This window comes from Centipeda felix (genome assembly GCF_900186465.1).
GTDB classification, from domain to species: Bacteria; Bacillota; Negativicutes; order Selenomonadales; family Selenomonadaceae; genus Centipeda; species Centipeda felix.
The window spans coordinates 146,741-164,623 of the sequence record NZ_LT891958.1 but is presented as its reverse complement, the minus strand read 5'-3'; the positions used below and the strand labels follow the sequence as shown (position 1 = coordinate 164,623).

Sequence of the window (17,883 nt, the reverse complement as noted above, 5' to 3'; positions counted from 1 at the left end):
CCATGACGTGGAAAAAGAAACGGGCAGGAGTCTGCGCAGTGGCACTTGCCGCAGGGCTTATATGGATGCCGCAGGCAGCACAGGCAAACGAGCCTGCACCAAGCACGGATGCGCCGTATCATGTCGTCGAAGGAGGAGACTTCCGGATGGCGACAACGATCGGAGATCGCCATGGCGAGACGTACCGACTGAGCAAATATGATGTGCTCAGTGTCCAAGTCGTCGGGTTCAACTCTGCCTTAGGGAATGGGGCAGCGGCTCTTGATTCTGTCATGATCGGTCCCGATGGCTACGCCCAGCTCCCCTATGCGGGTTCGCTGCGGTTGGCAGGACTTACACTTGATGAGGCGCAGGACTTGATTTCCGAGCGGATGCACCGCTACCTGCGCTTTCCGGAGCTCTCCGTCGGCGTTAAGACATACGGAAAACGGAACATTTATGTCATGGGAGAGGTGCGAGAGCCAGGCATCAAGGAGATGTCTGCCGACACACTGAACGCGTATGCGGCGATCACCTCGGCAGGCGGCTTTACGAATCGTGGACGCAGCACACAGGTACAGGTGATCCGCGTCGTCGGCGATACAATGTACTATAAACAGGTGAACCTGAAGAACTACATCAAGAAGCATGATCTGACGCAGAATTTGGCACTGCAGGACGGCGATATCGTCTACGTTCCGACCTCGAACGGCATCAAGTTCCAAGAGGATGTCCTGCCGTATCTGAACGTATTTACGATGTATAAAGCATTGGCGGACTAGAAAGAGGACAGCATGGATCGTAACGAAGACTCGATTGATCTCTCAAGACTGTTTCAGATCATGTGCGACCACAAGCCTGTGATCTTCTGCATCGTGGGCGTCTGTACGCTGGTTGCCCTCGTGATCTCCTTTCTCCTGCCCAAGCAGTATGAGTCTACGACCCTCGTTCAGACACGTACGACGGCAAAGATGGATATCTCGGGTGCGGCAGGTACGATGGTAGCACTTGGGCTCGGTGGATTGGGCGGGGGGAGCGTTGCCTCGCCCACGACAAACTACATCGAGCTGATGAAGTCGCGCACCGTGCTCGACCCGATCATTGACTCTATTGACTTTGGTACAGAGAAAAAACCAGATGCAAAGTCCTTCGCTAAGAGCCATCTCGATATCAAGAATACCAAAGGGACAAACCTTATCGAGGTGACGGCGCGCGGGAAAAGTCCTGAGGAAGCACAGCAGATCTCGCAGAATGTCGTCGACAACTTCCTCCTCATGCAGACGGATATGAATCAACAGACGCAGTCTCTCCTTATGAAGTTCCTCGATGAACGCATCAACGGAACGAAGCAGGAGGCTGAAGAAGCTGAGGATAAACTCGCGCAGTTCAGCCGTGAGCATAAGGTATACAGCCCTACCGATCAGGCAAAAGCAGTGATCGAGCAGATGGCCGCGTATGACAAGGAGATTGGCAAGGCAGAGGTTGAGGCTGCCTCGGCACAGGCATCGCTCAGTGCAGCCAACGAAAAACTCGGTGAGCAAAAAAGCGGCAGCAAGGCGTATAGCATCTCTGACAACACGACTGTACAGAAAATACGCGATCAGATTGTCAGCAAGCGCGTCGAGCTCGCCGGGCTCGAGCAGAACTACACAGAGCTGCATCCGAGCGTCCAGAAGGCGCAGAAGGAACTGGATCAGCTGCGTGCGAGCCTCAATGCAGAGGTCATCTCGAGTGTCGACTCCGGGGCGACGACGCTGAATCCAACACACTCCGAACTGAGCAAGGAGCGCGCCCTCGCATCGGTCAACCTCGCGGTGGCACAGGCGAGTGAGCAGGCACTGAAGGCACAGCGCAGCAAGAGGGAGGAGGAACTCGGCACGTTCCCCGACGATGTTGCCGAGTATATGCGCCTCACGCGCGAAGCAAAAATCAAGAATGAAGTCTATGCGAATCTCGTCAAGCAGTATGAGCAAAACCGACTGCAGGCAGCGATGGAGAGTATGGACATCCAGATCATTGACCCGGCGAATCTGCCGGATGAGGATAGACCTGCTGCACCGCGTAAGATGCTGATCACAGCGATCGGTTTTGCTCTCGGCATACTCCTTTCTATGGGGTACGGCCTGCTGACCTATAAACGCGAAGCATAACGACTTTAGGAGGTGTACATATTCATGGCGATTGTATCTGAGACATCAGCCATACTTCGCAGAGTGTGTGCACCTCTTTTGTTTATCGTTTTTGACTATCTGGCTATTCTCCTTGCAGAGAGAATGGCATTTGGCATGCATGACATCTATGGGGCGCTGATAGGAATATCCTATCACGTACCTAATGCCTATCTGTTTTTTTGGATACCACTCGTATTCATTGCGTTCCTTGCTATCTCGCAGACCTACACAAAGATGCGGCCAATCATCGCTATGGTACAGCAGATCTTCTATGCGGTGCTCTATGCACTGATCACCTGCATCCTTATACTTTATTTTATGCAGGCAAGTATGCTTGCCTCGCGCCTTTATGTCGTCCTGTTTGGTTTCCTGGCACTCTTTAACATCTATATAGGACGGTATATTCTCCTCAAACTGCTGAAAAAGATGAACTGGCTAATGAAGCCTGTGATCCTGATCGGCGCAGGAAAAACGGCGGAGCTTGCCCTTTCTTTCTTCGATGGAGACTTGGGCTATCGCTATCGGGTTGTAGGGCTGCTCGATGATGCCCCAATATCGAAGATTCTTCCACAAAAATTTCTGCTCTTAGGACAGGTGCAAAATGCCGTAGATATTATTCGGGATTCAGGAGTAAAGACTGTGATTATCACGGCCCCTGGGATGGACGGTACTCGGATGGAGCGACTTGTCGCGAAGATCCAGCCACTGGTGCGTGACATCCTCTTTGTTCCTGATCTCATGATGCTCCCTCTGGGGCATGTCGGCGTTGAGCCGTTCTATACCGAAAAAGTATTCATGCTCAGCATACGAAACAATCTCGCGCGTAGGAGGAACCGACTGGCGAAACGCATCTTTGACCTTATCCTGACCATCATCGGAGGCATATTGATCTCTCCGATTCTGCTTATACTTGCTGTCGTTGTTGGTGTTGACAATAAGGGGCGTATCATTTTTGCGCATCGCCGCGTCGGACGGAAAGGAAAACCTTTCCCTTGCTATAAATTTCAGACCATGGTGCCGAACGCACAGGAACGACTGGAAGAGTATCTTGCAAAGAATCCAGAAGCACGAAAAGAATGGGAGGAGTCCTTCAAACTTACGAACGATCCTCGCGTGACGAAATTAGGGGCATTCCTGCGCAAGACCAGTCTTGACGAACTTCCGCAGCTTTGGAATGTGCTGATGGGAGATATGAGTCTCGTCGGACCACGCCCTATAGTGGCAAAGGAAGTTAAATTCTACGGAGAGAACATCGAGGAGTATTATATGGTGCCTCCGGGCATCACGGGCATGTGGCAGGTGAACGGACGTAGTGACACTACGTACGAAGAGCGTGTTGGCATGGATACATGGTATGTGCGCAACTGGTCGGTTTGGATTGATCTTGTATATTTGTTCAAGACTGTGAAGACTGTATTTACTGGAAAAGGTGCGTATTGAATTAATTCCATCTATGGAGGAAAATGGGTTGGACATAAAAATTATTGTGGCTACGCATAAAAAGTACTGGATGCCGGATGATGAAGTCTATTTACCCATCCATGTTGGGTGTGCTGGAAAAGTTAAGCTAGGTTACCAAGGTGATGATACAGGGGATAATATTAGTATCAAAAATGCAAACTATTGTGAACTCACAGGACTCTATTGGGCGTGGAAGAATTTGGAGGATGACTATATTGGACTATGTCACTATAGAAGATATTTTGTGAAAACACGTTGGAGGAAAGCGCAGGATGCTATTCTTGGGAAAAGAGATTTCGAAGATATATTAGCTCGGATTCCCGTGATTGTACCCCAAAAGAGACGATATTTTATCGAAACAAATCGCAGCCATTATAATCATGCGCATTATGCTAAGGATTTAGATACGGTAGAAACAGTCATATCCGAGTTGTACCCGCAATATCTGCCTTCGTTTAAAAGAGTTATGGAACGCACCTGGGCACATATGTTTAATATGTTTGTTATGAGACGAGACTTGCTCGATGGATATTGCAGATGGCTCTTCTATATATTAAGTGAAGTTGAGCGGAGGACAGACATCTCGCATTATGACCCAGTCGAGGCAAGAATATATGGGTACCTGTCTGAACTTCTTTTAGATATTTGGCTTGAAACAAACAGTGTTCCTTACAAAGAGGTACAGGTACGGTTTATGGAACGACAGAATTGGGTGAAAAAAGGTGGTATTTTCCTCAAAAGGAAGTTCTGGAACGGGAAACGAGCGGGAAAAGGAACTTAAGATAAGTGTTATTCTTCCGGTATATAACGTAGAAGAATATATTGAGCGTTGCTTAATTTCTTTTATACAACAAGGCCTAGATGATCTGGAACTGATTTGTATAGATGATGGCTCAACCGATAGTAGCGGGCAAATTTGCGATGATTATGCTTTACAATACAAGGAAATCAAGGTGTTTCATCAGCAAAACAAAGGGGTTGGTTCAGCCAGAAGTTTGGGGCTGCAGAAATCTTCTGGAGATTATATCGCATGGTGTGACCCAGATGATTACGTTGATGTGCGATGGAAAAACATGATCTTTGGGGCTCTATCCGCAGAGCCGGATTGTGTTGTGATTGGACTAACCAAGATCATTGACGAAAAAAATGTTCCTCAGCCATTGCGCTTTGATGGTTATGTAAAAATAGAAAACTATCTATATGAGCTCTCTTGTGATCGATATATTAAAAGTTATTTATGCACACATATTCTTAAATCTTCGATCGTCAAAAGTGTTTCATTTAACCCTTCATTGAAGTTTTATGAGGACTATGATTTTTTTACACGTTTTTCGGTTAAGCTAAAAACAGTATACTTTTTGCCTTGTCATTTGTATTACTATATGTATCGATCAAATAGCTTGACGAATCAAAGAAAACCAGTAAAGTTTATTAGACAATCTTTTGTTATCGCGCACAGAAGATACAAATTTTTTTTATGCTTGGGCGTTCCTTGCTCAAAAGCTGGCTATTGGAAAACTATTCTCGTAGGATGCATGGCACTTTCTCTATCTGCGGAAGGGAGAGAGTTATATGAAAAAGGAAGACATCTCATTAGAAAAAATCTGTGTGCTATCATACAGAGTACAGATTTGCGAAAAAGGGATAAATTGGTTGCGTTGGTTATTTACTTTACACCATGTCGTTTGTTAAAAGCATTCCTGTCAAGATTCTGAGCCTATGTGAATAGAGGAGGATATATGGGTAAAATCGAAAAAACGTACCACTCTATTTGTATAGGTATGGCGATACTTTTTTCTCCTTTTATTACATCGATTAAAGGAATTGCTAGTTTAGGCTGGTTGGGAAAAGAGCTAAGCTTTTATCCACTTATGGCCGGGGTGGGAATTTGGTTGCTTAGCTGTGTTCTTGGTGGGAAGAAACTATATATTCCTCATGTCAGACCTATGGCGTTTTTGTCTGCCTTTATGCTTGCTGTTATTTTATCTGGATTATTGAACTTCATAGATTTGTGGGAGATTGTCTATGGAGACAGAACAGGGATATATATATGGTTTATGCAGACGATGTCTATTTGTGTTTACGTGGCTATTTCTCTCTATATATATAATTGGATTAGATACTATGATGGTGACGTGTTTCGATTCTTGTATAAGTATTTGATATTATCTTTTTTTGTTGCAGGCATATACTCTATGTTTGAAGTGGGAAATATTGTCGGACAAAGTGTGTTCAGTGATGTTTTATCGTTTTTAGACTCTTTATTTCGTGAAAGTGATACGGAAAATATACTTTTAACTTATGGGCGCGTGAGATCTGTAGCTGCTGAAGCCTCATACTTTGGTATGTATTCTGGGATTTTAATGCCGTGGTTGTTCTCCTTGATTTTTCTTGTGAAAAGTAGGTATAGGATTCTTGTTGTTTTTGGGGTGATATACTTTACTTTCTTAAACATCATGAGTATATCGAGAACCTCCTATTTTATTTTTCTTATTGAAATGATCGTCTATTTGTTGTTGTTTAGGATAGAAATTCAGGCCGTAAAAAAATGGATAGGGCTCTATGTGATGAGCCTTGTTCTTCTTGGAATAGGTGGTGTCGCATATGGTAATTTTATCGACATCGATATCGTTGCCGTTTTTGGCTCTCTATTGGGGGGAGATGTTGGGGGGTTTAGTGGGTCGAATGATGCACGGTTAGGTTCTCAGTTTGCTGCCTTACAGCTTTTTCTTGACTATCCTGTTTATGGGGTTGGGTTTGGCGCTATCGGCTTATATCTTCCCAATTATTATCCCCTATGGTCGTATGCAAGTCCTGAAATCCATATATGGATACAAGAATATATTGCTCAACATGCCTTGGTATCTGCGCATGGGCTGTATTCACGCTTACTGGCTGAAACGGGAGCATTCGGTTTTTTCGCTTGGGTTCTATATTATATTTCTTTATTTTCTGGGCTTTTACGTTCTGCTGGAGTTGAAAAAGCGTCTGTTCATCTGATCGCAAAAAAAAATCTTTTTGTAAGCTTGGTAGGAACGAGCTTGTTCGGCTTTAATATTGATGCCTTTCGCGTTATGTCTTATTGGGTTGTTTTTGCTTTTACTTGGTATGTTGTAGCAAGAGATGGTCATGCCAGATGAAGATTTTAATGATAACGAGATCCTATCCACCCCTCCGAAATCCTAGAGCATTTCGTGCCAATGAATTATTACGAGGACTCTGTGAAAGGGGGATATGTGCAGGTTTGATAGCTCCGCAGGGAATTAAACATACGGATGACGATCTGTGGGAATATCACCCCGTAGACTATGGCAGAAATTATGAAAGAAATCTAGGTACCCCAAAATATTCTTCTTTGAAAAAGTACATAAGAAAAATATCAAGTTATTTTTTAGGTGATTCACCCAGTAATATTCTTTATTCAATACATTTATTTAGGTTGCTATTGAAAAAAAGAATGTTAAATAGCTACGATGCAGTGGTGGTTATCAGTTATCCTTTTTATAATTTGGTTGCTGTTTCCTTTTTTGTGAAGATATTCTCCTCGGGGGTGTGCTTTATCGCCGATTGTGGAGATCCCTTGTATTACAATACGTCCTTCGCAAAAGCTGCGTATTTGAAGTGGTTTGAACGGTGGGTGCTAAAGTCTTTTGATTATGTTACAATTCCGTTCGATCATGCACGAAAAGCCTATCAAGAATGTATTCCACAAGGGAAGATTAGAGTGATTCCTCAAGGTTTTCGTATAATTGATATCCCTGCTGATATATACATAGGGAATCTTATACCGACTTTCTGTTATGCAGGTGTTTTTTATGAACAGATTCGTAATCCGGAGTTCTTTTTTGAACATCTTATGATGACTCAGGGGGCTTTTCGTTTTGTCGTATATGCGCTGGATGAGCCGTTTACACAATCACTGCTAGTGAAATATAAGGCGCAACTAAAGGATCGATTGGTTGTTGTACCTCCCATTGACCGCGAGTCTCTCATCCATGAAATGGCAAAGATGGATTTTGTGATTAACTTCGACAATGATAACACTACGCAGCGTCCCAGCAAGCTGATTGACTATGCGATGAGCCGCAGGCCAATCCTAAGCTTTAATCGTCGGACGTTTCGTCCCGAGGTCTTTCAGGCATTCCTAAAAGGGGACTACAGTGAGCAGTATCATGTTGACCTAGCGCAATATGACATCCGCCGTGTGGTGGATCAATTTGAAGCTCTGGTTGACGAGAAAATAAGAGGAGATGTAAAATAAATGGAGAATGTGTGTGTTATTGGACTGGGATATATAGGCCTCCCCACTGCTACCTTGATCGCCAACAGCGGGTTTAAGGTCTATGGGATGGATCCGGTGGAGCGTGTCGTGGAGACGGTGAATCGCGGAGAGATTCATATCGTGGAACCGGGACTTGCTGCGTATGTGAAGAAAGCTGTTTCTTCTGGAAATCTCCATGCCGATGTAAAGCTGCATGAAGCGGATGTGTTTATCCTCGCGGTTCCGACACCGTTTAAGGGAGATAAGGAGCCGGATTTGTCGTTCGTCGAGTCAGCGACGCGGGAAATTGCTCCCTTTGTCAAAGAGGGCAATCTGATTATCCTCGAGTCCACCAGTCCTGTTGGGACGACAGAGAAGGTGCAAAAATGGGTGCTTGAGGAGCGTACAGATCTTGTGGGGAAGAATCTGTATTTTGCCCATTGCCCGGAACGCGTCCTGCCTGGCAAGATCGTTGAGGAACTGCCGCACAATGACCGTATCATCGGCGGTATTGACGAGGAATCGACGAAGAAAACAGTGGACTTCTATGGTCATTTTGTTACGGGTACACTTCTACCGACCGATGCACGTACGGCAGAGATGGCAAAACTTACGGAGAACTCCTTCCGTGATGTGAATATTGCATTCGCAAATGAACTCTCGATCATTTGCGATAAACTCGGCATTGATGTTTGGGAGTTGATTCGTCTCGCAAATCGTCATCCGCGCGTCAATATCCTTCAGCCGGGCCCCGGGGTCGGCGGACACTGCATCGCCGTTGATCCGTGGTTTATTGTGGATTCGGCGCCGCGTGATGCGCGGTTGATTCGTGTTGCACGTGAGGTCAATGACAGCAAACCCCATGTTGTGATGGAAAAGGTATATGAAGCTGTTCGTATGACGGAGAATCCGAAGGTCGCATGTCTTGGCCTTGCATTTAAGCCTGACATTGACGATTTGCGCGAGAGTCCGTCGCTGCAGATCGCGGAGAAACTTGCAGCAGGGGCGCTTGATGAGCTCCTCGTTGTCGAGCCGAATGTCCATGTGCTTCCCGCATCTCTTGCCAATCAAAAGAATGTGCGCCTTGTTTCGTTGGAGGAGGCAATACGGAACGCGAATATCGTTCTTCTGCTTGTCGATCACAAGGAGTTCAAGGGAATGGATCGGGCACTTCTTAAGGGGAAGACGGTCATCGATACACGGGGGATTTTTGCATGAAGCAGGTACTGATCAAAAAAGGGCGGGCGGTTACAGAAAAAGTGCCAGCTCCACAAGTGGAAGAAGATAAGGTACTCGTGCATGTTGTCAATTCGTGTATCTCGATTGGTACGGAGATGAGTGGTGTGCGTGCCAGCTCCGTCCCTCTCTGGAAACGCGCACTGAAAGAACCCGAAAAAGTAAAAAAAGTCTTTGATATGGTTGCGGAGAAGGGAATCTCCCAGACGAGAGAGATTGTGAAAGGGAAGCTGGATACAGGTTCTCTTGTTGGTTACTCGGCGGCAGGCATTGTCATTGGTGTTGGTGCAAATATACGTGACGTGAAGGTCGGCGAGCGTGTTGCTTGTGCCGGAGCGCAGTGCGCACATCATGCAGAAATTATCAATGTACCACGCAACTTGCTCGTGAAGATTCCTGAAGCCGTTTCTTTTGAAGAGGCAAGTACTGTTACACTTGGCTCGATTGCCATGCAGGGAGTTCGCCGTGCCCATACGACACTCGGCGAGTGCTTCGTTGTTATCGGTCTTGGTGTGATTGGACAGTTTGCCGTGCAAATGCTCAAAGCAAGTGGCTGCAAGGTGATTGTCAGCGACTTGGATGCCAGTCGTATCGAGATGGCATTGAAGCATGGGGCGGATTACGCCATTCAGCCGGATGGCACGACGGATGCCGAGCAGGTGGAACGTCTGACGGATGGGATTGGTGCAGATGGAGTAATCATCACGGCGGCGGCAAAGTCCGACGCGATCGTCTCGACAGCGTTTAAGATGTGCCGCCGCAAGGGGCGCGTTGTTCTCGTGGGCGATGTCGGGTTACATCTGAACCGTGCGGATTTCTATGAGAAGGAGATTGATTTTTTCATCTCCACGTCCTATGGGCCGGGGCGCTATGACAACCTCTACGAGGAGAAGGGACTGGAATACCCTGTCAGCTATGTGCGTTGGACGGAGAATCGCAACCTGCAGGAAGTGCTTAATCTCATGGCGGCGAAGAAACTCCATGTGATGGATATGGTATCGAAGATCTATCCCGTGGAGGAGGCGGATACCGCATACGAATCGCTGAAAACGGCATCGCCGAAACCGCTCATGGTGCTTCTCTCTTATCCACAGAAAGAGCAGGAAGCTGCAGATGTCGTCACAGTCGCCACACATCCACTCCGAAAAGATAGAATACAGGTCGCACTCATTGGTGCGGGCGGATTCGCGAAGGGAATGCACCTGCCGAACATCAAACAGCTCGGCGATCTCTACCAACTGCGTGCCGTGATGAGTCGCACGGGAACCAATGCCGAAGCGGTCGCAAAGCAGTTCGGAGCCGACTATGCGACAACGAATTACGAAAAGGTGCTTGCGGATGATGCTGTTGACATGGTACTGATCGCAACACGTCACAACCTTCATGCCGATATGGTCTTGGCAGCACTGGGGGCGGGTAAGCATGTTCTTGTTGAAAAGCCTCTTGCCATCAATGCCGAGGAACTGGCAAGGATTGAGCAGTTCTATCGGGAACATCATGATGCACCTCTTCTTTTGACTGGATTCAATCGTCGCCATTCACGCTATCTGCAGGAGATCGCGAAGCACACGACTGCACGCCAGAATCCCATGATCATTCACTATACGATGAATGCAGGCTACATTCCGCTTGATCATTGGGTGCATACTGAAGAGGGGGCGGGGCGCAACATCGGAGAGGCATGCCATATCTATGATGTATTCAACTTCCTCACGGGAGCAAAGGCTGTTTCTGTCAGTGCATCCTCCATTCAGCCGAATGGAGCATATTATAGTGCCAAAGACAATTTTATTGCCACCGTCACCTATGACGATGGTTCTGTAGCCGATCTCATCTATACGGCTGCGGGAAGCAAGGACTACCCCAAGGAAACGATGGAAGTGTTCTTTGACGGGAAGATGATTACGCTAAATGACTACAAGTCGATAAAGGGCTATGGTGTAAAGCTTGCCTCGATTGAGACGAAGGGCAGCGAAAAGGGGCAGCTCGAGGAGATCAAAGCATTCGGTAGGATGATTAAGAACGGCGGTGAACCACCGATTCCTCTGTGGCAGCAGATGCAGGCAATGCAGATTGCCTTTGCTGTGGAAGAGCAGATTTGAGGTGTAGATGTGCTCCGAGAAATATATGATAGCTTACCCCCCCCTCTTCAGCGTGGTATCGATGAGGTGTGGAGCTCGATTCCGCCTAGCATTAAACTAGGTACGGCATATAGCGATATGCGTAAACTTTTGTCTGCGTCGGATTCATGGACACAGGATCAAATTCATGCTTGGCAAAATGTTGCAATAAAGAAACTGCTTCAGCATGCTTATAGCACAACTGTGTTCTATCGGCGTATATTTGACGATGCCGGCTTTAATCCTGAGTCGTTTCGAGATGTTTCTGATCTTCAACGTATTCCGTCCATCACAAAGCAAACAGTCCAAGAGAATCTACAGGATATGCTGTCGGATGCGTTTTCCTCTAAGCAACAGATCCGGATGACTACCGGTGGTACTACGGGCCGCCAGCTTGTTTTTTATGCGCAAAAACGATTCACAATGGCGAGAGAAAAAGCTTTTTTTGATTATCTTTGGTCGAAAGTTGGGTACATTGCCGGGACATCAGAAAAAGTGGTATTGCGAAATAATGTATTACCCAAAGGTGCATTGTGGCAATACAATCATCGAGATAAAAGTCTGATATTAGATCCCTATCATCTGACTGATGATAACTGTGCCAGAATTATGGAAAAGCTAAATGAGGTACAAATTCCGTTTTTCCATGTGTACCCATCATCTGCGTTGATGCTTGCCGACTATATCAACAGGACAGGAAATTGTCTGAGGTATAAACCAAAGGCTGTATTCGCAAGTTCGGAGAATCTTTATATGGGGCAGAGAGAAATTGTCGAGACTGCATTTGGTTGTCCTATGCTGCTTCATTATGGACATTCTGAGATGTGTTGCGTAGCGTCATGGTGTCTTGAGGAAAATCACTATCATCTGGAAGAGATCTATGGTTATACAGAACTTTTGGATGCGGCTCAGAAAGTTATTACAGAGCCGGGACAAATGGGAGAAATCACAGCAACGGGACTTAACAACTATGTGCTTCCATTGATTCGCTACCGTACTGCAGATTATGCTGCATATGCCGAACATAATGCGAAATGTCATTACTCTGGGAGAGTCTTACAGGATGTGGAAGGTCGTTGGCTACAGGAGATGCTTGTTACATCGAAAGGAAATAAAATCTCGATGACGGCGATTAATTTTCACTCTGATATTTTTGATCGTGTGAAGTTTTATCAGTTCTATCAAGATACTCCCGGTAAAGTTACGATGCGTATTGTCAAGAATGATGGATACACCCAAATGGATGAGACTGCAATACGTCATGCCTTGGAGGGAAAACTGGGAGAATTCCTGGATCTTGAATTTTCCTATGTGGACGCAGTTGAACAAACGCGGAATGGAAAGTATCGGTATATTATCTCGAAAATATAAGATTACCAGATATATTTCGATTGTCGAGGGAGTTTGTGTGATATGTGCTCAATAATGGGGTTTCTTGAAAAAAAAGCAAAGAATGCATCTGAAGAAGTTTTACGTGGGATGATGAAGATACTTTTACATCGTGGGCCGGACGACGCCGGTTTGGAACGGTGCTCCATATTTGGCTCAGATGAAAAGAACCTTGCAATAGGGTTTAATCGTTTGAGCATACGTGATCTTTCACCGCAGGGGCATCAACCTATGTGGAATTATACACATAATATATTCATTACCTTTAATGGAGAAATCTATAATGCAGATGACTACCGTAATGATTTAATCCAAAAGGACTATACATTTCGTGGACACTCCGACACAGAAGTTATTCTATATCTCTATGAAGAATATGGAATTGACGGGATGCTGGAACGTTTGGATGGGATGTTTTCCATCTGTATCACAGATTTGCGTAAAGATACTATTTATCTTTGCCGTGATCGATTGGGAGAGAAGCCTCTTTATATTTATGAGAACTCTGATATTATTATTTGGGCATCGGAGTACAAGGCTTTTTATTGTCACCCATCGTTTCATCCTCAACTCAATGAGGAAGCAGTAACGGAATATTTTCTTTATCGATTTGTTGCAGGCGGAGAAACTCTGCTCAAAGGAGTAAAGAATATTGCGCCTGGAACTTATTTAGAATTAAGCAAAGACGGGATCCAGAAAATTGTTTACTGGGATCTTCCGGGAATAGAAGATAAGACGATTTCTTATGAGCAATGCAAAAAAGATTTGCAAAGCTTGATGAAGCAGTCTGTACGCCGACGTTTAGTGAGTGATGTTAAGGTAGGAGTACAACTTTCTGGTGGCATAGACTCTTCGTATGTAACTCGCATAGCCGCTGACGTATCGAGTCACGGTCTTGATACGTTCGGAATAGTATTGGAGAATGAAAACTTCAATGAAAAAGAATACATGGATCAAGTTTCGTCACTTTGCAACACGAGACATCATTCTATTCCACTGAGTAAGGACAAATTCCTTGCTTTGTGGAAGGAAACAACATTTTTTTTTGAAGCTCCAATGAACCATGAGGGATCGCTTGGCCTTCTCTATCTCAATAGAGAAGCGAGGAAAGATGTTACCGTTCTGCTTTGTGGTGATGGTGCTGATGAGGTGTTGGGAGGATATGATCGCTTTCCAGGGTATGCCTATCAGCTAAAAAACTCGCTTGTACGAGTGGCATCCATTTTGAAACGTTATCATCGTTGGCCGTTCGAACTGGGGACGTTGATAGGAAGTCCAGAGCGACATTATCTGCGAAACAATCAATTTATCAATACGTCTTGCGTGAGAAAGCTTTATCCCAAAGCCGATATTGATCATGCACAGCGAAAACGTCTGGATATATTGATGAAGCTTCCTGGGAAAGGAATTCGTCAATATATGAACTATGACATAGTAACTTATATGCAGGACATTCTGATGCGTTCAGATAAATGTTCTATGGCCTCTAGTATGGAACTTCGTGTTCCTTTTCTGATGCCGAAACTGGTCGAGTATGCTGCAACGATTCCAACAGAATATTTGGCACCGGCGGCTTTCCATGACCCCGTAAAGATTAGTCGAAATTCTAAAAAAATCTTAAAGGAGATTGTTAGTGAAATTTTTGGAGAGAATTTTGCCTATCGAGAGAAGATGGGCTTTAGTATAGGTTTGATGGATTATTTGAAACAAGATGAAGTAATCCAATTCATTGAAACTGTTCTGTTGCCGGGAATGCAAGCTCGGCATTTGCTTGATGCCGCTTATGTAGAAGAGAATTGGCATAAATTGCTGAAATCAACTGCTCAGAACTATGAGCATATTGACTTGGATGTACTAGAGATTTGCTGGATGTCGTTTTCGTTTGAGATATGGGCACGGATGTATTTGGATCAGTCTCCGATAGACTACAAACACTGTGTATTTTGAGGGAGTGAATATGAAGAACTGCCACTATGGGCCATTCCCTCCACCGTTGGGGGGGGTATCTGTATATATATATCGTTTGAGTAAATTGCTTCCAGAAGATGAATATGTAGACAGTGGCCGTGTAGGTCGTATTGGATTTATATGGTTGCTTCTGTCGCGCAAGCGGAATTTTGTCATTCATTGCTTTTTGTGGAAGCATATCATTACGGCATGGCTGATTACAAGATTTACGAGCGGGACTTTTAGCATCGTCATTCATGGCGAAGAAACCTACTTTCCGCACACATGGAAATGGTCTCTGATCAAGAGAGCCTTGGTATCTGCGCAGTGGATTCAGTTAGTGAATGTCGAACTGAAAGAATATCTTATAAAATTATTGCCGGATTGCAATGCAAATAGTTTTGTAAAACATGCGTTTCTGCCACCGCCGGAGGAAGATGAGTCATCTATCCTATTGACTTATGACGATGCTGTATTCTCGTTCCTTGAAGCACACAATCCTGTTCTTGTGGCAAATGCATTTCAGTTGGCTGATTGGAATGGGACAGATCTGTATGGTCTTGATATGTGTGTTGAACTTGTGAATCGACTGAAGGGAGACTATCCTGGTATTGGATTATTATTTGCTTTGGCGAATGATAAGTTTCGTCCGGAATATTTTGCTGAGATAAAGCATCGCATCCGTGAATATCAGTTGGAAGGGAGAATATATTTTTTGACGGGACAGAGAGAACTTTGGCCGATCATGAAAAAAGCCGACTTGATGATACGTCCAACATGTACAGATGGATATGGTATAAGTATTGCAGAAGCTCTTTTTTTTGATTGTCCCGCAATAGCTAGTGATGTCTGTCCACGCCCCGAAGGAGCAGTTCTCTTTAAGAATCGCGATATGGATGATTTTGAACAAAAAACACGGGAGTTATTGGAGCGGCATAATGCAGATAAGGTGTGATTCATTATTCGTTTACCAAGTAAAACAAGTATTACAGAAAGGTTTTTTTCATCTGTTTTCTGCTAATTGTCTAACACAGCTCCTTGGGTTTGGTTCATTGATTATTGTATCTAAACTGCTACTACCAGAAGAAGTCGGGGCAATTAAGATCATCCAAGCATATATTGCGGTCTTTTTAACACTGGCTCAGCTGGGGCGAAATTCGGCAATTATCAAATTTTGTGCCGAGATACGTGAATCTAGTCTTCGCATGTTTATGCTGCAGCATACCTTGTTACTCACTTCTGCACTTAGTTTAGGCATGTTGGTCATATTGATTATTGCCGCTCAGCAGCGATGGATCAGTCAAGACGAAATTGTATGTCGTTGGCTCCCGCTTTATGCAGCTATTATCTTACCCAATGTCATCTACAGCATATTCACCAATTACTTGCAGGCGATCAAGCAGTTTAAGAAAATTGCAGTTACCCAGTCGTTAATTAAGGTTATATCTGTTTTCGGAGTTGTTGCAGGAGCGTGGTTCTATGGTCTAGCCGGTTATATTGTGGCTATGCTGTTCCTATCATTTTTGTCAGCGTCTATACTGGCTTTCCAAAGTAGATTCTCTTTTCATCCGATAAGAGACTGCGCATTGCCAAGAGGATTCTCTTTTTTGGCGCATATGAGTTTAATTGGTTCGACAATAGCGATGCTTGGAAGCTATGTAGACTTGTTCTTTTTGGATCATTTTGTAGCAGACCGCGAGGTGATCGGATATTATGCCCTTGCTACAATCTTCATCATGATAGGAACTCAGTTCACTGGCACGGTGCAATCTTTTCTCACACCTTATTTTGCCGAGCGTTCACATGATGGATTGTGGCTGTGGAATCAGATGAAGAGGGCACAGAGATACTTATCTGTAGGGATGATATTCATTTGTGGTGGTATTTATCTTTTTGCATATCTGCTGGTGCATTTTTACTATGGAGATTGCTATGTGGAGGTCCTGTGGTTTCTGGCTGTATTGTTGTTACAGTTGTGGCTCACAACAACATATTCCTTGATAGGAACAACTCTGATGACAATCAATAAGACACAGTATAATATCATTACCGTAACTATTGGCTTTGTCGTTAAATCTGTTTTTGCATATTTTCTTGTTGTAAATTATGGAATATATGGCTTGGCCTTTGCGCCTGTTATGGCAGAGATTCCTTGTATTGTTGTGGAATACATACTAGTGAAATATGCCTTTCGAACTCAGTTTGGAAAGACATTCTCAGCATCATGAGAAAAAGTTAGGAGTTTTTCATGGAAGTCATATGTAAGTTTTGTAACTCAAAGCATGTAGATGTCCTTCGCAAGATTCAGAGTCCGTATAGCGAAGAGAAATATACGTTATATGAATGCCGGAATTGTAAGCAACGTTTTTTTCGGATGGATGAAAGTGAAAACTCTAGCGACATATTAAAAAAGCTTTATGACAGCCAAGCTGAGAAAAATAAAAATGTATATGGTCTCGAATTTACGCCCTCAAAATATTGGAAAAATGAGGTCAAAGAAATTACGGAGCTTCATCTGGGGAAAATACATAGCATTTGTGATATTGGGTGCCGTACGGGTGACTTCTTGATGCATTGGCCGAATCGAGTAGAGCGTGTCGGGGTAGAGTTATCGGAGTATGCTTCCGGTGTTGCTCAACAGCGTGGAATTCATGTTGTGCGTGACTTTGTTGAGAATGCATCGTTTGACCATCCGTTCGATGTCGTGTCTTGTTATGCTTTATTAGAACATCTGGAACAACCCAAACTGGTGTTGGATACATTCTCCAGAATGTGTAGTCAAGGAGGCGTACTGGTCATATTGGTTCCTGCTTTTGATACATGGAAGCAGCATAAAATATGGAAGAATGAAAATGAGCGTTGGCACATGTATAGTCCGCCAGAACACCTGAATTTCTATACAAAGGAATGGCTGGCAGAGTACTTATCTCCTGATTTTGAACTGCTGCGCTATAAGTATACAACGGGGGGGATGGTGAATCCGTTCAGAGGAATCCCGCTGCTGTCAAGAATTGGCGGTAGACTCATGTGGATGTGGGATGTTACCCGATTCACAAATCAGAAGCCGATTTTTGATCATTTGTACTTGTATTTCCGTAGGAAGTAGAACATGGGCATGTTGTGATCTGAGTAGGGGTGGATTGTTTCGTTGGAACTTGAAATTGTGAGGGGCGACTGATGAGTCGTTATTGGAATAAGATCCAGACGCTTCCTTTTGATGAGATCCTGCGTCGTGGCTCTCGCATGATACAGCGTAAAAGTCTCAATCAATGGAACAAATGGCGAGCGGAGCTTCAATCGACATATTGTGCTCGTGAAG

14 protein-coding genes are annotated in these 17,883 nt (G+C 44.6%); all 14 read left to right on the top strand.

The window, feature by feature from the left end; translation table 11 throughout:
* The first annotated feature begins 2 nt into the window (after positions 1–2).
* The 14 genes from C1713_RS05130 to C1713_RS05065 all read left to right on the top strand — a co-directional run bounded on the left by C1713_RS05130 (position 3) and on the right by C1713_RS05065 (position 17,670).
* Positions 3–761 (top strand): polysaccharide biosynthesis/export family protein, encoded by a 759-nt coding sequence (locus tag C1713_RS05130; protein ID WP_009754049.1) that lies wholly within the window; start codon positions 3–5, stop codon positions 759–761.
* A gap of 12 nt (positions 762–773) precedes the next feature.
* Entirely contained in the window at positions 774–2,129 is a 1,356-nt protein-coding gene (locus C1713_RS05125) for a GumC family protein (protein WP_102493247.1), read from the top strand.
* 24 nt (positions 2,130–2,153) lie between these two features.
* A complete protein-coding gene (gene wbaP / locus C1713_RS05120; protein WP_102493246.1) occupies positions 2,154–3,590 on the top strand; it encodes an undecaprenyl-phosphate galactose phosphotransferase WbaP in 1,437 nt (478 codons plus the stop codon).
* The gene (locus tag C1713_RS05115) at positions 3,580–4,392 is read left to right on the top strand and encodes a DUF4422 domain-containing protein (RefSeq protein WP_245870997.1); all 813 of its coding nucleotides are present in this window, start codon (positions 3,580–3,582) and stop codon (positions 4,390–4,392) included. Before wbaP ends, C1713_RS05115 begins: the two co-directional genes overlap by 11 nt.
* A complete protein-coding gene (locus tag C1713_RS05110) occupies positions 4,334–5,326 on the top strand; it encodes a glycosyltransferase family 2 protein (RefSeq protein WP_009754053.1) in 993 nt (330 codons plus the stop codon). The genes C1713_RS05115 and C1713_RS05110 overlap by 59 nt, the downstream gene beginning before the upstream one ends.
* 24 nt (positions 5,327–5,350) lie before the next feature.
* Positions 5,351–6,751 (top strand): O-antigen ligase family protein, encoded by a 1,401-nt coding sequence (locus C1713_RS05105; protein WP_102493245.1) that lies wholly within the window; start codon positions 5,351–5,353, stop codon positions 6,749–6,751.
* Between the two features lie 215 nt (positions 6,752–6,966).
* A complete protein-coding gene (locus C1713_RS05100) occupies positions 6,967–7,872 on the top strand; it encodes a glycosyltransferase family protein (RefSeq protein ID WP_170950780.1) in 906 nt (301 codons plus the stop codon).
* On the top strand, positions 7,873–9,090 hold the full coding sequence (gene wecC, locus C1713_RS05095; RefSeq protein ID WP_102493243.1) for a UDP-N-acetyl-D-mannosamine dehydrogenase: 1,218 nt from the start codon (positions 7,873–7,875) through the stop codon (positions 9,088–9,090). It abuts the gene before it with no gap.
* Positions 9,087–11,210, top strand: a complete 2,124-nt coding sequence (locus C1713_RS05090; RefSeq protein ID WP_102493242.1) for a bi-domain-containing oxidoreductase — start codon at positions 9,087–9,089, stop codon at positions 11,208–11,210. The genes wecC and C1713_RS05090 overlap by 4 nt, the downstream gene beginning before the upstream one ends.
* Positions 11,211–11,327: 117 nt before the next feature.
* Complete coding sequence (locus C1713_RS05085) at positions 11,328–12,599, top strand: phenylacetate--CoA ligase family protein (RefSeq protein ID WP_245870995.1); 1,272 nt, start codon at positions 11,328–11,330, stop codon at positions 12,597–12,599.
* A gap of 42 nt (positions 12,600–12,641) precedes the next feature.
* The gene (gene asnB / locus C1713_RS05080; protein ID WP_102493240.1) at positions 12,642–14,564 is read left to right on the top strand and encodes an asparagine synthase (glutamine-hydrolyzing); all 1,923 of its coding nucleotides are present in this window, start codon (positions 12,642–12,644) and stop codon (positions 14,562–14,564) included.
* Between the two features lie 76 nt (positions 14,565–14,640).
* On the top strand, positions 14,641–15,519 hold the full coding sequence (locus tag C1713_RS05075; RefSeq protein ID WP_245870992.1) for a glycosyltransferase: 879 nt from the start codon (positions 14,641–14,643) through the stop codon (positions 15,517–15,519).
* Entirely contained in the window at positions 15,467–16,792 is a 1,326-nt protein-coding gene (locus C1713_RS05070) for a lipopolysaccharide biosynthesis protein (protein ID WP_170950779.1), read from the top strand. The genes C1713_RS05075 and C1713_RS05070 overlap by 53 nt, the downstream gene beginning before the upstream one ends.
* A 146-nt stretch (positions 16,793–16,938) precedes the next feature.
* On the top strand, positions 16,939–17,670 hold the full coding sequence (locus tag C1713_RS05065) for a class I SAM-dependent methyltransferase (protein WP_170950778.1): 732 nt from the start codon (positions 16,939–16,941) through the stop codon (positions 17,668–17,670).
* Positions 17,671–17,883 lie beyond the last annotated feature (213 nt).